Source organism: Microbispora sp. NPDC046933, from assembly GCF_040644635.1.
Taxonomy (GTDB): Bacteria; Actinomycetota; Actinomycetes; order Streptosporangiales; family Streptosporangiaceae; genus Microbispora.
Map to the genome: position 1 here is coordinate 22,896 of NZ_JBEYWW010000045.1, position 15,841 is coordinate 38,736.

Annotated in this window: 11 protein-coding genes; 8 read left to right on the forward strand and 3 right to left on the reverse strand. The window is 71.2% G+C overall.

Features of this window, described 5'->3' with window-relative positions; translation table 11 throughout:
- The first annotated feature begins 51 nt into the window (after positions 1-51).
- The 5 genes from ABZ857_RS38660 to ABZ857_RS38680 are packed head-to-tail and all read left to right on the forward strand — an operon-like array spanning position 52 to position 5,122.
- The gene (locus tag ABZ857_RS38660) at positions 52-1,656 is read left to right on the forward strand and encodes an ABC transporter substrate-binding protein (RefSeq protein WP_357053992.1); all 1,605 of its coding nucleotides are present in this window, start codon (positions 52-54) and stop codon (positions 1,654-1,656) included.
- A complete protein-coding gene (locus ABZ857_RS38665; RefSeq protein WP_357053995.1) occupies positions 1,653-2,636 on the forward strand; it encodes an ABC transporter permease in 984 nt (327 codons plus the stop codon). Before ABZ857_RS38660 ends, ABZ857_RS38665 begins: the two co-directional genes overlap by 4 nt.
- Complete coding sequence (locus ABZ857_RS38670; RefSeq protein ID WP_357053998.1) at positions 2,636-3,505, forward strand: ABC transporter permease; 870 nt, start codon at positions 2,636-2,638, stop codon at positions 3,503-3,505. Before ABZ857_RS38665 ends, ABZ857_RS38670 begins: the two co-directional genes overlap by 1 nt.
- Entirely contained in the window at positions 3,502-4,449 is a 948-nt protein-coding gene (locus ABZ857_RS38675) for an ABC transporter ATP-binding protein (protein ID WP_357054001.1), read from the forward strand. Before ABZ857_RS38670 ends, ABZ857_RS38675 begins: the two co-directional genes overlap by 4 nt.
- Complete coding sequence (locus ABZ857_RS38680) at positions 4,436-5,122, forward strand: ATP-binding cassette domain-containing protein (protein WP_357054004.1); 687 nt, start codon at positions 4,436-4,438, stop codon at positions 5,120-5,122. Before ABZ857_RS38675 ends, ABZ857_RS38680 begins: the two co-directional genes overlap by 14 nt.
- Before the next feature lie 4 nt (positions 5,123-5,126).
- Here the strand turns inward: ABZ857_RS38680 and ABZ857_RS38685 are convergent, their stop codons facing one another.
- The 3 genes from ABZ857_RS38685 to ABZ857_RS38695 form a co-directional block, all read right to left on the reverse strand.
- Positions 5,127-9,878, reverse strand: coding sequence for a hypothetical protein (locus ABZ857_RS38685; protein ID WP_357054008.1), 4,752 nt, complete (start codon positions 9,876-9,878; stop codon positions 5,127-5,129).
- A complete protein-coding gene (locus tag ABZ857_RS38690; protein WP_357054011.1) occupies positions 9,871-10,728 on the reverse strand; it encodes a hypothetical protein in 858 nt (285 codons plus the stop codon). Before ABZ857_RS38690 ends, ABZ857_RS38685 begins: the two co-directional genes overlap by 8 nt.
- 109 nt (positions 10,729-10,837) lie before the next feature.
- A complete protein-coding gene (locus tag ABZ857_RS38695; RefSeq protein WP_357054014.1) occupies positions 10,838-12,607 on the reverse strand; it encodes an SGNH/GDSL hydrolase family protein in 1,770 nt (589 codons plus the stop codon).
- 390 nt (positions 12,608-12,997) lie between these two features.
- On the opposite strand from ABZ857_RS38695, the gene ABZ857_RS38700 reads away from it, so the two are divergent.
- Genes ABZ857_RS38700 through ABZ857_RS38710 form a run of 3 tightly spaced genes read left to right on the forward strand, consistent with a single transcriptional unit; the run spans position 12,998 to position 15,839 of the window.
- Positions 12,998-14,065, forward strand: a complete 1,068-nt coding sequence (locus ABZ857_RS38700) for an ATP-binding protein (protein ID WP_357054017.1) — start codon at positions 12,998-13,000, stop codon at positions 14,063-14,065.
- Positions 14,062-15,162 (forward strand): hypothetical protein, encoded by a 1,101-nt coding sequence (locus ABZ857_RS38705; protein ID WP_357054020.1) that lies wholly within the window; start codon positions 14,062-14,064, stop codon positions 15,160-15,162. Before ABZ857_RS38700 ends, ABZ857_RS38705 begins: the two co-directional genes overlap by 4 nt.
- The gene (locus ABZ857_RS38710; RefSeq protein WP_357054023.1) at positions 15,132-15,839 is read left to right on the forward strand and encodes a response regulator transcription factor; all 708 of its coding nucleotides are present in this window, start codon (positions 15,132-15,134) and stop codon (positions 15,837-15,839) included. The genes ABZ857_RS38705 and ABZ857_RS38710 overlap by 31 nt, the downstream gene beginning before the upstream one ends.
- Positions 15,840-15,841 lie beyond the last annotated feature (2 nt).

Sequence of the window (15,841 nt, forward strand, 5' to 3'; positions counted from 1 at the left end):
GCAGTTGCGAATAACTTGCAATAAGGGCCGTGGGCGCTCTACCTTCGCCCCATGAAGATCCTCCGTGCCCGGTTCGTCACCCTCGCCCGGCTCGGCCTGGTGGCGGCCCTCGGCCTGTCCGCCGCCTGCTCGGCACCGGCGTCACCCGGCACCTCGCCGAGCAGTCCGGGGACGAGGGACACGTTCGTCCTCGGTCTCTCCTCTGAGCCGGACACACTGAACCCGGTGCTCGGCTACGAACCCGATGGCGGGGGCCTGCTGTTCGACGGTCTGGTCAGACGTAACGCGGACCTCACGCTGGCGCCGGCGCTGGCCGAACGAGTGCCCGACGTCAAGGGGACGACCGTTGCCTTCACCCTCCGCGAGGGCGTGCGGTTCCACGACGGCACGCCTCTGACCAGCGACGACGTGGCCTACACCTACCAAGCCGTGCTGGACCCGAAGAACAACTCCAGCATCCGGGGTGACTACACCGCGATCGAGTCCGTCGAAGCACCCGATCCGGCCACGGTGGTGTTCCATCTCAAGCACCCCTACGCGCCGATCCTGCAGCGCGCCACGCTGGGCATCGTGCCGCGGCATCTGCTGCAGGGCCGGAGCCTGGACAAGGCCGCGTTCAACACCAGGCCCGTCGGAACGGGGCCGTACCGTTTCGTGTCCTGGACTCCGGGTGACAAGGTCGTTCTGGAGGCCAACCCGTCGTACTGGGGAGGCGCCCCGGCGATCAAACGCCTGGTCGTGGCGTACTCGGCCGACGACAACGTGCGCGCCACCCGGATGGCGGCGGGCGAGTTCGACGCCACCGAGTTGCCGCCCAAGGCGGCCGCCCGGTTCGAGGGCCAGGCCGGCCTGACCGTCCACAGGGTGCCGAGCGCGGACTACCGCGGCGTGATGTTCCCCCTGGACGCGCCGGTCACCGGCGACAAGGCCGTCCGCAAGGCGCTGAGCCTGGCGCTGGACCGCTCGGCCATGGTCGGCACCATCCTCGCGGGTGCCGGCCGGCCCGCCTTCGGTCCCGTCGCGCCCGGCACCACCTGGCACAATCCGGCCGTGGACGGCGCGCCCACCCCCGACCGCGCCCAGGCGGCCAGGCTCCTCGACCAGGCGGGATGGAAGCCGGGCCCGGGCGGCGTCCGGGTGAAGGACGGAACGCCCGCCTCCTTCACGCTCATGTATCCCGCGGGCGACTCCCTGCGGAAGGATCTCGCCCTCGCCGTCGCATCGGACGCCAGGAAGATCGGTGTCGACGTACGGCTGGCGGGGCTGGACTGGGACGCGATCGAACCTCGCATGGCCGAGGACGCGCTCATCATGGGGTACGGCAGCCCGTACGACCCCGACTACACCAACTTCGAGACGTTCCACTCCCGCTTCTCGGGCCAGGGCCTGTTCAATCCCGGCCACTACAAGGAGCCGGAGGTCGACGCCCTGCTGGAGAAGGGGCGGGCGGAGGCCGACCCGGCCGTGCGCAAGCAGACCTACGACGCCTTTCAGCAGCGCATCCGCGACGACGAGGTCTGGGCCTATCTGGTGTATCTCCAGCACGTCTACGTCGTGCGCGGCAAGTGGACCGGCATCGCTCCGGCCGTGGAAGCGCACGAGCACGCCACCGGCGGGTTGTTCCGCACCCTGCCCGAGTGGAAGCCCGCCGCATGACGCGCGCCCTGGGACGGATGGCGGCATGGAGGCTGGCGTTCACCGCGCCGCTGCTCCTGGTCGTCACGCTGGGGATGTTCGTGCTGGCAAAGGCTTCGCCCTTCGATCCGGTGCGGCAGTATCTCGGCGATCGGGCGGTGACCACGAGTCCGGAGATCGCCCGGCGGATACGGGCCAACTGGGGTCTGGACCGGCCACTGGCCGAGCAGTATCTCACCTGGCTCGGCAACCTGCTCCGGGGCGATCTCGGCGAGTCACGGAGCATGCACCGGCCGGTCGCCGAGCTGATCGGGGAACGGCTGGGGTGGACCCTGCTCGCGGTCGGCTGCGCCACCGTCGTGATGCTGGCCGGGAGCCTCGTGCTGGGAGCCCTGGCGGCCTGGCGTCGTGGCTCCTGGGCCGACCGGCTCATCAGCGGCACGGCTTACGCCAACGAAGCGGCTCCGGTGTTCTGGACCGCGCTCATCGTGATCTGGATATTCGCCGTGAAGCTGCGATGGCTGCCTCCCGGCGGGCTCACCGACGCGGCCTCCGGGACGGTGGCGCCCGCCGACGTGCTCCGCCACATGATCCTCCCGGTGGCCGTCCTCGCGTTCTCGCAGTCCTCATGGCTGGTGCTGTTCGTCCGCGAGTCGCTGATCACGACCTTGCGGGAGGACTTCGTCATCGGCGCCCGGGCCCGTGGCCTGCGCGAACGCACGGTCGTCGTCCGCCATGCGCTGCGGTCGGCGCTGCTGCCGTTCGTCACCCTGCTGGGAGCCCGCGTGCCCGAGCTCGTCACCGGGGCGATCCTCGTCGAGACCGTCTTCTCCTGGCCCGGAGTGGCCTCCGCGTCCGTGCAGGCGGCGCTCGCCGCGGACTTTCCGCTGCTCGCCGCGCTCACGCTGCTGGCAACCCTGGCGGTGGTCGCCGGCAACCTGCTCGCCGACACCGCGTACGTGATCGCCGACCCGCGGGTGCGGGTCCTGGGAGTGAGCTGATGGCGACGCGAGAAGAGCTTCGCTCCATGCCGGGTGGGCTCACGCCTGCCCGTCGCCGCTTCCCGCGCGGCGCCGCGGTGACGCTGGCGCTGCTCTGCCTCGCCGTGGTCCTCGTGCCGGCGTTCGCCAGGCTCGACCAGCAACTGGTCGACCTTCACTCCGCCTCGCTGCCGCCCTCGCTCGCGCATCCGTTCGGCACGGACGAGGTGGGCCGCGACGTCCTGCTGCGCGCGGTGTACGGCCTGCGCGTCTCCGTGCTCGTCGGTCTCGCCGCGGCCGCCGTCTCCGTCACCATCGGCACCCTGGCCGGGCTCGCCGCCGGAGCGGCCGGCGGAACGCTCGACCGGCTCATCATGAGGGTCGTCGACGGCTTCAACTCGGTGCCGCACCTGCTGTTCGGCATTTTCATCGTCGCGCTGTTCACCCCCAGCACCACCGCCGTCGTCGTGTCGGTCGCGCTCACCCACTGGATGACCGCGGCGAGGATCGTGCGTTCCGAGGTCCTGACCCTGCGCGCCCGGCCGTTCGTCGACGCCGCGATCGGCGGCGGATCGGGCCGGCTGCGGATCGTGCGCCGCCATTTCCTGCCTCACCTGACACCGCACATCACGCTCGCCGCGGTGCTGATGGTCCCGCACGCCGTCTGGCACGAGACCGCCCTCAGTTTTCTCGGCCTGGGACTGCCGCCCCACCTCGCCTCACTCGGCAACATGATCAACGACGGCGCCCGCTCCCTGCTCGCCGGCAACTGGTGGGCCTCGCTGTTCCCCGGCCTGTTCATCTTCCTGCCGACCCTGGCGATCTCCGCGCTCGCCCAGTACGGGCGCGACCGATCCAGCCCGCGTCGGCGATCGGAGCTGCAGCTGTGACACCTCTCCCCCGCCTCCGCGTCGAGGGCCTGTCGGTCCGCTTCCACCTACCCGGCGCGACCGTGCGGGCCGTCACCGACGCCCACTTCGAGGTGCGAAGCGGTCAGTGCGTCGCCCTCGTCGGAGAATCCGGCTGCGGCAAGTCCGTGATGGCCCACGCCCTCCTGGGGCTGCTCCCCGGCAACGCCTCGGTCGAGGGCGCCGCCTGGCTGGAGTCCGGCGACGCACCCCCCGTGGATCTGGTCGCGGCACCGGAGAAGGTCCTCGCACGCACCATACGGGGCCGCCGCGTCGGGCTCGTCCCGCAGAGTCCCGCCGCGCATCTCACCCCGGTGCGCACAGCGCGCGCCCAGCTCACCGAGGCCCTGCGCGAGCTCGGCAACCCCGATCGGGCCGACGCGCTGGCCGAGCGGGCGGGTCTGCGCCCGCCGGACCTCGACCTGTATCCCCACCAGCTCTCCGGCGGGATGGCGCAGCGCGTGGTCAACGCGATCGCCCTCGCCGGCGACCCGTGGCTGATCATCGCCGACGAGCCGACCAGCGGTCTCGACCGGCCCCTCGTCGACGCGACCATGACCGAGCTGCGCCGCCTCGCCGACGACGGCAGGGCCGTCCTGCTCATCACTCACGACCTGCGTGCGGCGCAGCAGGTCGCCGACCACGTCGCGGTCATGTACGCCAGCCGCATCCTGTCCGTCGAACCGGCGGCGGACTTCTTCACGCGGCCTCGTCATCCGTACGCCGCGGGGCTGCTGGACGCGCTGCCCTCACGGGGCTTCGCCGCCATCCCCGGCCAGCCGCCCGAGCTCAGCGACCTGCCCGAAGGGTGCGCCTTCCGGCCGCGCTGCGCCAGGGCCACCGACGACTGCGAACGGCTGCCCCAGCCGCTCGGCTCCGGCCGGGTGGCCTGCCATCATCCTCTGGAGAACCATGCTGCGCGCTGAGGACGTCGTCGTCTCCTACGGCCGCCGGCGGGTGCTGGGCGGCGTCGGAATAGAGGTGCCGCCCGGACGGGTGACCGGACTCGCCGGGCCGAGCGGCTGCGGGAAGTCCACACTCGCCCGCGTGCTCGCCATGCTGCTGAAACCCGCCGCCGGTCGGCTCACCGTCGACGGCGTGGGCGTCCGCCGCTGGCGCCACCGCGTCCCGCGCGAGCTGCGCGGTCAGGTCGCACTGATATTCCAGCAGCCCCGGCTCGCCGTCGACCCCCGCTTCACCGTGCTCGACGTGATCGCCGAACCCCTCCGCGCCACCGGGCAGCCGGTCGAGCGCGCGCGAGAACTGGCCGAGGAGATGGGCCTCACGCCCGAACTGCTCTCCCGCCGCCCGCATGAGGTCTCCGACGGTCAGCTCCAGCGGGCCTGCGTCGCCCGGAGCCTCGCTCTCCGACCCCGTTACGTGATCTGCGACGAGATGACCACCATGCTCGACGCGTCCACCCAGGCCCATCTCGTCGCGCGGCTGGAGGCATACCGCCTCGAATCGGGGGCCGGAGTGCTGGCCGTCACCCACGACGAGGAGTTGCTCGACCGCTGGACCGGACCGTCCGGCGGGTCCACCCATCACCTGTCCGCGGCGGCTCCTGCCATCCGAGGAACCGCTGCGACGGAGACCTGACAGGTCAGCACGGGCCCTCACCGCCGTGCGGAGCCGTCCGCACCCCGTAGCCAGGCTCCACTTTGAGTCCGAGCACTCCGCCGTTGCACTCGAGGTAGACGGTGTCCCTGTCGACGGCCATGCCGCGGGGCGAGGACGGCAGCGGCACCTGTGCCCGCAGAAGCGGCGGCCCCGGCCATACGATTTCGAGCGTCTCGTCATGCAGACAGCACAGGAAGGGGTCACCCCCCTGTGTGATGCCGAAGCGGAGTCGACTCAGGTTGCCGCCGGCATGGTGAATCGTGTGCAGGAGCTGCCCGGTGACCGGGTTCCACAGGCACAGATCGGCCACGCCTCGCGCGAGGTGCAGGCTGGCCAGCAGTGGCGTGCCGTCCCGTAGCCTGCCTCCGGCCAGGCCGATGATCCACTCATCGGTCCCGCGCGACAAGTCGTGCCGCAACTCTCCCGAGCCCGGGTCCCAGCAGCGGAGCGTGCCCCCGCGGCTGCCGGTCGCCACGAAAGGACAAGCCTCGTCTCCCGAAGCCAGTGTGGTGATCGCACCCGCGTGGCCGGGCAACTCGATCCCCGGCCCCACCGGCTCGCAGGGCCAGAGCCAGGCGGTGGTCACCGTTCCCTGAGGAACAAGCCGGTCGGTTCCGGCGACGAGGAAGAGCCCGCCGTCGGACATGCGACCGAAGTGAAGACGGATGATCCGACTGGCGGGTCCGGTGAGCGTGAACGGCGGATCGTCGTCCATCAGATCTAGCGAGGGGACTGCCGGATTCATCCGGCAGGGGAATCGCTTCCCTGATACCGTCTTCGCGTGCCCAGAAGGGGCATCGGTCAGGGCTTCGCCGTCGCCTACTCCGGCTACCTCGGCCGGGGAAAGCGAGAAGCCGTCCTCTTCAGGGGACGGAGGAGTCACGGGCGTGTGCACCCGCACGGCGCCGTCCCGGACCACGGCCAGCAGTCGCCGCCCGGTCCGGGAGGTCGCGCCGGCGATCGGGCTTTCCCCCTGGATGAAACGGCGCTGCACGCCGGCCTCGAGATCGAGGATCCGTACGCCTTCTTCGGAGGCGTAGGCCAGGTGGGGTCCGGACCAGGTGACGAGTTCCGCGGTCTCGTCGGGGACGGCGGGCAGGGGCTGCCCGCGGAGTGCCGCCTTCACGGGGTTCCAGACTCGGATCGTGGCGTCCTTCCCGGCCGTCACCACGTGCGCACCCCCGGCCAGGCGGACGACGGTCAGCCCGGCGACCGGGCCGCGGTGCGTGTGCTCAGCCAGCTCGTGTTCCGCTGCGGACAGGTCCCAGATGCGAGCCTGTCTGGCACCGCCTGTGAGCAGATACGCTTCGCCGTCACGGTGCCTGCCGAAGGCCATGGCCGGGCCGAGCAGCGGGCGCACGTTCTGAGCGTCGGGAAGGACCGCGGTTCTGCGTCCGGTGCCGGCCTCCCAGACGTGGATCACACCCAAGGCGTCCAGTGCGGCGACCAGGGGGACGCCCTGCGATGTCACCACCACCTCGTTGATCGTCGGACCCTCGTCGAGGAGCGTGGCTGTCAGCGTGCCGGTGGCCGGATCCCACAGACGCACCGAGCCGTGCAGGTAGCCGCCCGCCAGATACGGCCGTCCCCGCTCGTCCTCGCCGAATTCCGCGCAGGTGAGAACGTCGTCCCCCGGCAGGGCCCGCAGCACCCCGCCGGCGGCGTCCCAGAGCACGCAGTGTCCCTCGGTCATGCCGTGAGTGATCAGCAGGTATCCCCGGCCGCCCTGCACCCTGAGGTTGAGGGCACCGGGAAAAGGGAGGTCGGTCACGTGCAGGCCGCTTGCGGCATCCCAGATCCGGACAGTGTCTCCGGCCGCCACGCCGACCAGGTCGCTCTCATGGGGGCCCGCGACGACGGCGATGGACGTGACGGGAAATCCCGGCGGTTCGTGCGTCCGGACGCCGCGGTGCGCGTCGATCGCGGGCTCCCAGACCGCGATCTCGGTCTGGCTCGCGGCGGCGAGGAACGGCCGGTCGCGGGAGATCCGGCCGGCCGCCAGACACGTCAGTCCCCGGGGAACCGGCCATCGGCTGATCGGGTGGCCCCGCAAGATCAGATCCCAGGTCAGGGCGGTTCCCCCGAGGTCGGCGCTGGCCAGGGCGGGGAATCCGGCGTGGTCGGTGAACAGCGTCAGGGCGCTGATCATGTCAGCGTGCCCGGGCAGCGCGTTCAGGAGGGTGCCGTCGGCGGGGTCCCACGCCTCGAGAATGGGACCGGAAGCCGTCAGGCCCAGCGGCTCGCCTGTGTGGTCACGAGCGGTCGCGACGGCGTTCACCCAGACATCCCGATCGAACATCACCAGGTGGTCGTCCCGTATCCGGAAGGCGGCGGTGACGCAGGTGACCGGCGCCCCCGAGAACCGCTCAAGCAGGTCGGCGAGCGGACGGAGCGAGCCCCGTGACCGGGCGAGCAGGCCGATCAGGAAGGCGCGGCCGGGCGGACCGAGATCAGGGAGGCGGTGCAGCACCGGGCGCAACACGCGCTGCAGTGGCCGCAGCTCCGGCGAAGAGCCCAACGCGGCATGCAGGGGTTCGGGGTCGCATTCCGCGAACAGGCCGGGATCATGAGCCAGGTCGGGCAGGACGCCGCCGAGAGCGGCATGGGCGGGCAGGGATCGTCGCAGGTAGCGGCCGGCGCGGCTCCAGTCGCGCCCCTCGGGGGTGTCGAGCGTGCCGGTCAGGGCGGCGGCCGTCTGCCGGTGTCTCGCGACCGCCTCAGCCGGGGGGCTGGTGAAGTGACGGGCCAAGGCGTCGTGATGGAAGCGGTAGACGGGCTCGCCATGGGGGTCCAGCATGCCGATCAGGTGGGTGGAGATCCGATGTGCCAGCAGGGCGTCCACGTCCTCGGCGGTGTACCGCTCGCCCTCGTCGTTGAGCCGAGTGGCCAGATAGGCCCATAGATCACCATCTGTGACGTGCTCGCGCGGAAGCCCGGCGCCCTGGGCGTACGCGAGCGGCCGCATCAGTGAGTGGATCCGGTGGAAGCCGCCCTGGCCGAAGGCGGCCTCGAGTTCGGCGGTGAACGCCTCACCGATGGTGCGCGGGAAGCCGTTGCGCCATGCGGCGGTCGTGGGATCGACAACGGCCCGATCGTTGGTGTGCTTGCGCGCGACCAGGCCGGCGAGCAGGAAGATGTTGCGAGCCTGCTGTTCGATGGCCCAGGCGAGCCTGCGGCGCGCCTGTTCGTCGGTGGCGTAGGGGTTGCGCTGCCCGTTGTCGTTCACGGGGTCGGCGAGCAGCAGGCCGACATACGCCGCCATGTCGCCGCGTGCCAACCATCCGCCGTTCAGGTCGTCCAGGTCGACCAACTCGTGATCACCGGCGGCCAGGATCGGCGGCAGGAGGTCGTCACGGCGTGCTCTGCCCTCGGCGCCCTCCCCCGCGTGGAAGTCGACCGGCTGGCGCCGGGTGGCCACCAGCAGGCGGACCACCCCGCGCTGGGCGGCCTGGGCCAACGGCCCGATCACCTCTCTAGCGAGGCGATGCGGTTCGTCCGCCTCGTCCACCGCGTCGAAGGCGATCACCGGTGGGTCCTGCTCCGGGGAGCGGTAGTAGAGGTCGGCCAGCGGCTGTCCCGCATCGAGACGCAACGCCCTGCGCACGCGGGTTTCCAGTTCCGGCACGCTGCGGCGGCGAGCCCAGATGGCGTCGGCGAACGTGAAGCCGTCGGGAGGCCGCTGGTCCTCGGGCGCCTCTCCGGCCTCGCTGTCGTGCATTCGCCGGAAGTCGGGAGCGGTGAGGGCGACGGTACGGGCGACGACCGTGCTCTTGCCCGACCCCGGAGAGGCCGTCAGCACCAGCACGGGAACGTCGTTCGGGTTCCGCAGCCATCGCGCCAACCGCCGGTTGACCTTGCGCCGTCCGGTGAACAGCCAGCGCCGTCCGGAGCGGAAGGGCTGGGAAACGCCGCCGGTGGTCGGCGTCCCCTGGGCGAGCGGAGCCCACCAGCCGTCCATCTCGACGGGGTCGATGCCCGCCAGATGATGACGGGGATTGGGAAGACAGAGGTTCCCGCCGACCTGCCCGACCGTGACCATCTCCATGACCTGGTCGGTCAGGTGCTCGCGCATCCGCTCCACCAGCACCCCGAGCTCGAGGTACGGCGTCGTACGGTCGGCGACATCCCACGCCTGCACCACCTGGCGGAAGGCGGAGGCGAAGACCCGGACACCGGCCAGGTCCTCGGCACGGGCCGTGGCGACGATGTGGGTGCCCGTCCGCTCCCCCGCCTCCAGGAAGTGAGCCGGCAGGTGGGCCCGTATCTCCTCGACCGCCGTTTTCAACCCGGCCCCGGCCCCGCACATGTCCAGCACGAGGAACAGGTTGCGGAACCGGTCCTGCGCGTCCAGATCGGCGAGCGACCGCAACAGGTCGGCCATGGTGAGCGCCGTCGAGGGCCGGGCGCGGTCCGAGTCGACGGTGTAGGCGTAGAACCGCCGCCCACCGCCGTCGGCGAGTTCCTTGAACCCGCCGTGCCCCGTCACGTAGACCGCGAGGACGTCGTCCGGTCCCTTGGTCGCGAGCCACTCGCGGAAGTCGTCCTGGGCGTCCCTCGCCGAGGGGTCGCGGTTGATGCGGTGACGGTGACGGGGATATCCCAGCGTTTCGAATGCCGCCCGGACGTCGGTCACCTCCTGTTCCAGGTCCAACGGGGCCAGGCCGGAGCCCGGCTCGTACGCGCTGCTGACCAGCATGTACAGATGGCGTTCGCAGCCGTCCCTCACCTCAGCCATGGCAGGGCGCGTCCGGCCGGCGGAGCCGCTCCGACAGCACTCGCACCGTCGCGGGTGCGCGCAGGTAGCTGCGGGCGCTGTGTGCCCATGCGCGGAAAGGAGCCGCCTCGTCGGCCAACGGCGGGCCGAAGACGTCCTGGAGCCGCTTGGGCCAGGCGATGGGGTCGTGCCGGCTCGCCACATTCACCCACTGCTCGCATGCGCGGGGAAAGGCGGGCGCGGGGCGCAGCCGCCGGATGATCGGGTACGAGCCCAGCGGGGAACCGAGTGTCAGGAACAGGCAGCCCGCCCCGACGGAGGCGGAGGCGGGCGTATGCAGCCACTCGTAGGCGACGACGGACCCCATCGAATGCCCGATGAGCACCGTCACCGGATCGCTTCCCGCAACGGCGTCGAGCCGCTCCAGGATGAGGCGGCGGGCCTCGTCATGGGCGAGATAAGCATGCATGTGCCTGGCGAGCCGCCGGATGCCGGCTTCGCCCAGGCCTTGCAACCCCGGAGAGGCGGCCAGCCGCTGCACCGCACGCTGCGTCCACAACGGTGTGGCGGGGATGCTCACGTCTCCCTTGATTCCGTCAGGAGCGCCTTGGCCGGCCAGTGCGGCCTGCCACTCGGCCAGCAGCGCCGCCGGGCCGGGCTCGTTCTCGGGGTCGATCTCCCTGAAGTCGTCTCCGCACTTCCAATCGTCGCGCCGCTCCTCAAGCAGATCGGCGTAGTAGACCAGCTCGAAGGAGAAAGGTGAGGCGACCGCACCCGATTCGGCGAGGCCCCGCTGGAGGACCCCGCGCCATGTCGCCGCCACCTCGGACGCCTCGCGACGGTGCTGGTTGATCCCGTGAACACCGATCACCCGCATTCGCACCCTCCGGTTCCGGAATGCCTTGTCATTCGCGACCATTTGTGACGCCGCCGAGGCCCGCGCGTGGGCGCGGCGACGCGGACGGGCCCGGCGGACCCGCTCATTCGTCCAGGGCCGCGAGCGCCTCGGAGATACGGCGCCGATAGTCGTCCTGTCCGGCACGGCTGGGATGGAAAGCTCCATGCTCATCCGATTGCCCGGCCAAGGACTCCGAGAGGGTGACCACCCATTTCTCGGTACGAGAGGCGCAGTATCCGTGCGGCAGGAAATCGGACGCGAGCCCGCCGACATAGGTCCATCCGTTACCGCCTGCGGCGGCCCGCACCGCGTTGTTCAGCTTCGTGACGACTTCGGCCTCCGCCCACCTGGATTCGTCAGCGGACCAGAACGGAAGTATCGTGCAGTAGTCGCCCTTCTCATTGTGCAGCGGGTTGAAGTATTCGGTGAGGTAGACCTGCCCGTTCGGGGCGAGTTTCTCTTTCAGCCTGCCGGCGAGCCTGGCATAGCTTTCGGAGAGATTTGCCAGGGCTTCCGCCAGGCCACGCGCGGCCTTGCTTCTGGCGCAGTGCGTCGGCAGGAAGCACGCCGCGGCCACATCCGCGAAGCCGATGTCGTTGGCGCCCACCGACAGCAGTACGGCGTCCGGAGTCCTCTCCCCCACCAGGGCGTTCGCCACGTCGACCTGCGCGTGGAGCGGAACCCGCGATTCCCCGCCGCGCGGGTCGATCCCCTTGTACTCGCCGAGCAGCCCTCTCTCGATCGTCGCGCCCGAGCAGGCGAGGTCGACGAAGGTCACCGAGCTGCGCGGGTCGGACTTCTCCATCTCGAGCGCGGCCTGGAACCCGCCGGCCGCGGCCGAGCGGTGGCAGCGGCGGTCGATCCAGGGCGGGTTGCCCTCGCCCGCGGCCACCGAGTCGCCCAGCAGCACGATGAGCCTGTCGTCGATCTCGATCGTCCGAGCTCCGGACGAGACCGTGCGGCCGCCGGCGGCCGCGGTGACCTCGACGTCCTTGGGCCCCTCGGAGGGGAACTCCGCCGGCAACTCGCAGGTGCCGGTGCCGGACCGGGTGACGTCGCCGTACCGGAGGGTGTAGGTGAGCGACGGGTCGCACGCCGCCCTGCCGGGGAAGGCCACCTTCACCGTGGCCGGGTAGGCATCGGGGGTGACGCGCCCGGCCGTCGTCGCAGGCTCGCCGGTGAACCGGTCGGGCACCGTCCAGTCCAGCTCCAGCGGCCTGGCGCAGCCGTTGCCGTCGACCGGATACCCGGGGTAGGAGTCCGGGCAGCGATCGTCACCGTCGTGCACCCCGTCGCCGTCGGTGTCGGGGTCCGGATCGAGGCTGGGGGAGGGGGACGGGACCGGGCCGGGGAGCGGGATCGGGCCGGCGGAGTAGGAGTCACCGGCACCGGTGGACCCGGAGTTGTCCAGGACCACGACCAGGCGCTCGGTCCCCGCGCCGTCGCCGAGCACGACCGTGCTGCCGTTCGGGAAACGCTGGGTGTAGGGCATCGGCAGGGTGAAGGTCCCGGTGCCCGATCCGGAGGAGTCCGTCGTGAGGCCCGCCCCGCTCACCCGCAGGTCGTTGTCGGGGTAGCAGCCGGGCGCCTCCTCCCATGCCTCGACGGAGAAGGTGTGCGAGGGGTACTGGGTGTCGTCGACCTGGACGGTGACCTTGAGCTCGGTGGCGGAACGTTCGAGGGTCACCGTTCCGGCGGCCTGGTTCTGCGGCCTGCCGTCACAGTCGATTCCGCCCACTCGATACAACGTGGCGGTGGCCGTCGCCGCCGCGGCGTTCCCGGCGGTGACCGGCACCAGGGCCGCCGCCGCGGTCACCACGGCCACGACGAAGGCCCGAATCCGATGTTCCATGCGCCTTCCCTTCTCGGCGAGGAGTAAGGCGAGTACACGTCCGGGAGTGACGTGACGAAAGACAGCGTTTCGACTGACAGCCGAACGGGGGTCATGCGGCGAACCGGCGGATCACGCATGCTGAAAAGGCATGAGACTTCAACAAATCGCGAAGCCGGTGGTATAGGTGATGAATCACTCGAATCTACCGACTGATATTCCGGTCGGGATTTACACCGCCACCGCTGGGATATTCCATGTCGCCGGTCGTAAGATGAGGCCCCACGCTGTACATGTGCCTCATAGGCGAACGGTTGCCGCATGGCTTTCGATTGGCGTCTTTTTCCGACAAGCCACCGCAATCCCGCGGGTTGGGAGCTGGATCGGATCACCGCTTACTGCGGGGGTGCGATGCGCGGCGTCGTCGGAGTGGTCGCCGCGGCCGCCGGACTGCTGGGCGCCGCACCGCCGGTGTCCCCCGCCTGGCTGGGCCCGGCGATCACGCTTGAGCTGGCCTGGACCACGGTGTTCGTCTGGACGGCACTGCGCCGCCATCGGCTCGCCTCCTGGCCGATGGCCTGCGACATCGCCACCACCATCGCGCTGTGCCTCACCCAGGATCATCTGGTGTCGAGCGACGCGTTGCCGGGCGGGGCGAGCTGGGTCGCCGCGGTGACCACCATGACCATCGTCTGCGGCAACTTCACCTGGAGGCCGCACCTCGGCGTGCCGGCCGGTGGCGTCGTGGCGTCGGCGTATCTGGTCGGGGTGCAGCTCGCCGGCGCCACCGACGGCTACGTGACCGCGGGCATCCATCTGGTGCAGATCACCGCGACCGCCACGCTGATGACGCTGCTGCGTAAACAGTCCGGCCTGGCCGACGCCGAGCTGCGCAGACTCCGGAACGTCCAGCAGGCCGAGATCGTACGGCGGGAACGCCGCGCCGACGAGCGCGCGCAGAACCGCCGCGTGCACGACACCGCGCTGGCCACGCTCACCGTCATCGGCAGCGGCGGGATCGAAGAGACCTCCCTGGTGCTGCGCGACCGGGCCGCGGCCGATCTCGTGGAACTGGAGCACATGGCGACCGCCGCCGAGCCACCGGCCGGGCCGGTCCTGCTCGACGGGCGACTGCGTGCGCTGATCGCCCGCAGCGGCCTGCGGATCAAGGCCGAGCTGGCGCGGTGTCCGGTGCCCTGGGAGGTCGCCGAGGCGCTCGCCGGGGCCGCCGCCGAGGCGCTGAGCAACGTGGCCCGGCATTCCGGGGTGGACACGGCGTCGCTCCACGCGACCGTCACCCAGGACGAGGTCCGGGTCGAGGTCGTCGACGCGGGACGCGGCTTCGACCCCGGCCGCGTGCCGCCGCACCGGTACGGCCTGCGTGAGTCGATCGAGGGGAGAATGCGGGGCGTGGGCGGGAGCGCGCGGATCACCTCCGGCCCGGGCGGCACGAGGGTGACCCTCAGGTGGCGGCCGTGACCGGAGACCCGACGGCCTACGTCGCCGGGCGGTACGAGCGGGGCAGCAGCGTCGCCGCGCTGGTGATCGCCGCCTGCTGGCACGTCGGGTACGACCTGACCGCCACGGTCACCAACTGGTCCGTCTACCGCTGGCCCGCGGCCGTGGCGGGTGCCTGGCTCGCCTACGTCGTCATCGGCGTGGCGGGTGCCCACGCGCTGCTTCGCACCAGGCGAACGGTCACCGCCGTGTGGGGCTTCGCGGGCGCCGCGCTGGGCATCGACGTGATCGTGCTCGCCGCCTGCCCCCCTGGCGAGATGCTCGGACCGGGCGACTGGCCCTGGGGTTCCATCGGCTGGCTTGGCGTCATCCTGTTCTGGTGGCGCCGCGGCCCGCACGAGCTGATCGTTTTCCTGGCTCTCAACGGGGTCGTCATGCTGGCCGGCACGGCGCTGAACGGGGTCCTCGACCGGATCTCGCTAGCCAGGTTCCTGATGGTGCTCGTCGGAAGTGTCACGCTGCAGCTCGGCTACAGCGTGGCGACGCACGCCCTGACCTCGGCCGCCCGGCGTGCGGCACAGTTGTCGGCCGCCCGCGCGGAGGCCGCCGCGGCGCGCCAGGTCGCCGAGCAGGTGCACGCCGACCGGCTGAGCCGGTACGCGCAGGTGCGCAAGGCCGCCGCCGAGTTGCTCACCGCCCTGGCGGACGGGGCCGATCCCGCCGACCCGGTCCTGCGCCGCGACTGCGCGACCGGAGCGGCGTGGCTGCGCCGGCTCATCGCCGAGACCGACGACGTGCCCGACCCGCTCGTGCACGCGCTGCGCGCCTGCGCCTACGACGCCGAGCGGCGTGGAGTCGTGGTGTCCCTGCTGCCCCGCGGCACCGTGCCGGAACTCCCGCTCGACACGCGCCGCGCTCTCACCGAGGCCCCGCTGGAGGCGTTGAGCAGAGCGCGCAGCGAGGCACGCGTCACGGTCTTCGCGGGTGCCGGGGAAGTGGTGGTCAGCGTGGTCGCCGACGCCGACGACTTCCCGATACGCCGGATCGAGGGCGTCAGGATCACCAAGTATCGGGAAGGGGAAGTGCTGTGGGTCGAGAGCCGCTGGCCGGACCGGTGACGCTCGCGGTGGTGGACGATCACCCGATCGCCATCGACGGAATCCGCACCTGGCTGTCCCGGGATCCCCTGGGCCGCGTCGAGCTGGTCGCCAGCGGCGCGACCATTGAATCCGTCCTGCGGGGGCCGGGGGCGACGGCGGACGTCCTGCTGCTGGACCTCGAACTGCACGGTGTGATGGTGATCGACCGCATCGCCGAACTGTGCGCCGAAGGCCGGCGCGTCGTCGTCTACTCGGGGCACGAGGACGCGGAGACGATCCTGGCCGTGCTGGACGCCGGAGCCTCGACCTTCATCGCCAAGAGCGAGAACGAGCAGTACTGCGTGGACACCATCGTGGCCGCCGCTACCGACCGGCCCTCCGTTCCGCCCGTCATGGCGGGGGCGTACCTGTCCGACACCCGTCCGCAGCGTCCACGGCTGTCGGATCGGGAGCGAGAGGCCCTGCTGCTGTGGTTCCAGTCCATGTCGAAGGAGTCGGTGGCCCGGCGCATGGGGATCAGCGAGGCGACGGTGCGCCAGTACATCGACCGGGTGCGCGTGAAGTACGCCAAGATGGGCCGCCCGGCGCCGACCAAGACGGCGCTGCTGGCCCGCGCCATCGAGGACGGCCTGATCCAGGCTCACGAGATCCGCGAGTACCGCTCCTTCGCCAGCGATCCCGAAGCGGGCCCGTAACC

Bases quoted from the DNA above. Each gene is read 5' to 3' on its own strand.
- ABZ857_RS38685 (WP_357054008.1), bottom strand. From the start codon at position 9,878: ATGGCTGAGGTGAGGGACGGCTGCGAACGCCATCTGTACATGCTGGTC.
- ABZ857_RS38680 (WP_357054004.1), top strand. From the start codon at position 4,436: ATGCTGCGCGCTGAGGACGTCGTCGTCTCCTACGGCCGCCGGCGGGTG.
- ABZ857_RS38700 (WP_357054017.1), top strand. From the start codon at position 12,998: ATGCGCGGCGTCGTCGGAGTGGTCGCCGCGGCCGCCGGACTGCTGGGC.
- ABZ857_RS38695 (WP_357054014.1), bottom strand. From the start codon at position 12,607: ATGGAACATCGGATTCGGGCCTTCGTCGTGGCCGTGGTGACCGCGGCG.
- ABZ857_RS38660 (WP_357053992.1), top strand. From the start codon at position 52: ATGAAGATCCTCCGTGCCCGGTTCGTCACCCTCGCCCGGCTCGGCCTG.
- ABZ857_RS38665 (WP_357053995.1), top strand. From the start codon at position 1,653: ATGACGCGCGCCCTGGGACGGATGGCGGCATGGAGGCTGGCGTTCACC.
- ABZ857_RS38670 (WP_357053998.1), top strand. From the start codon at position 2,636: ATGGCGACGCGAGAAGAGCTTCGCTCCATGCCGGGTGGGCTCACGCCT.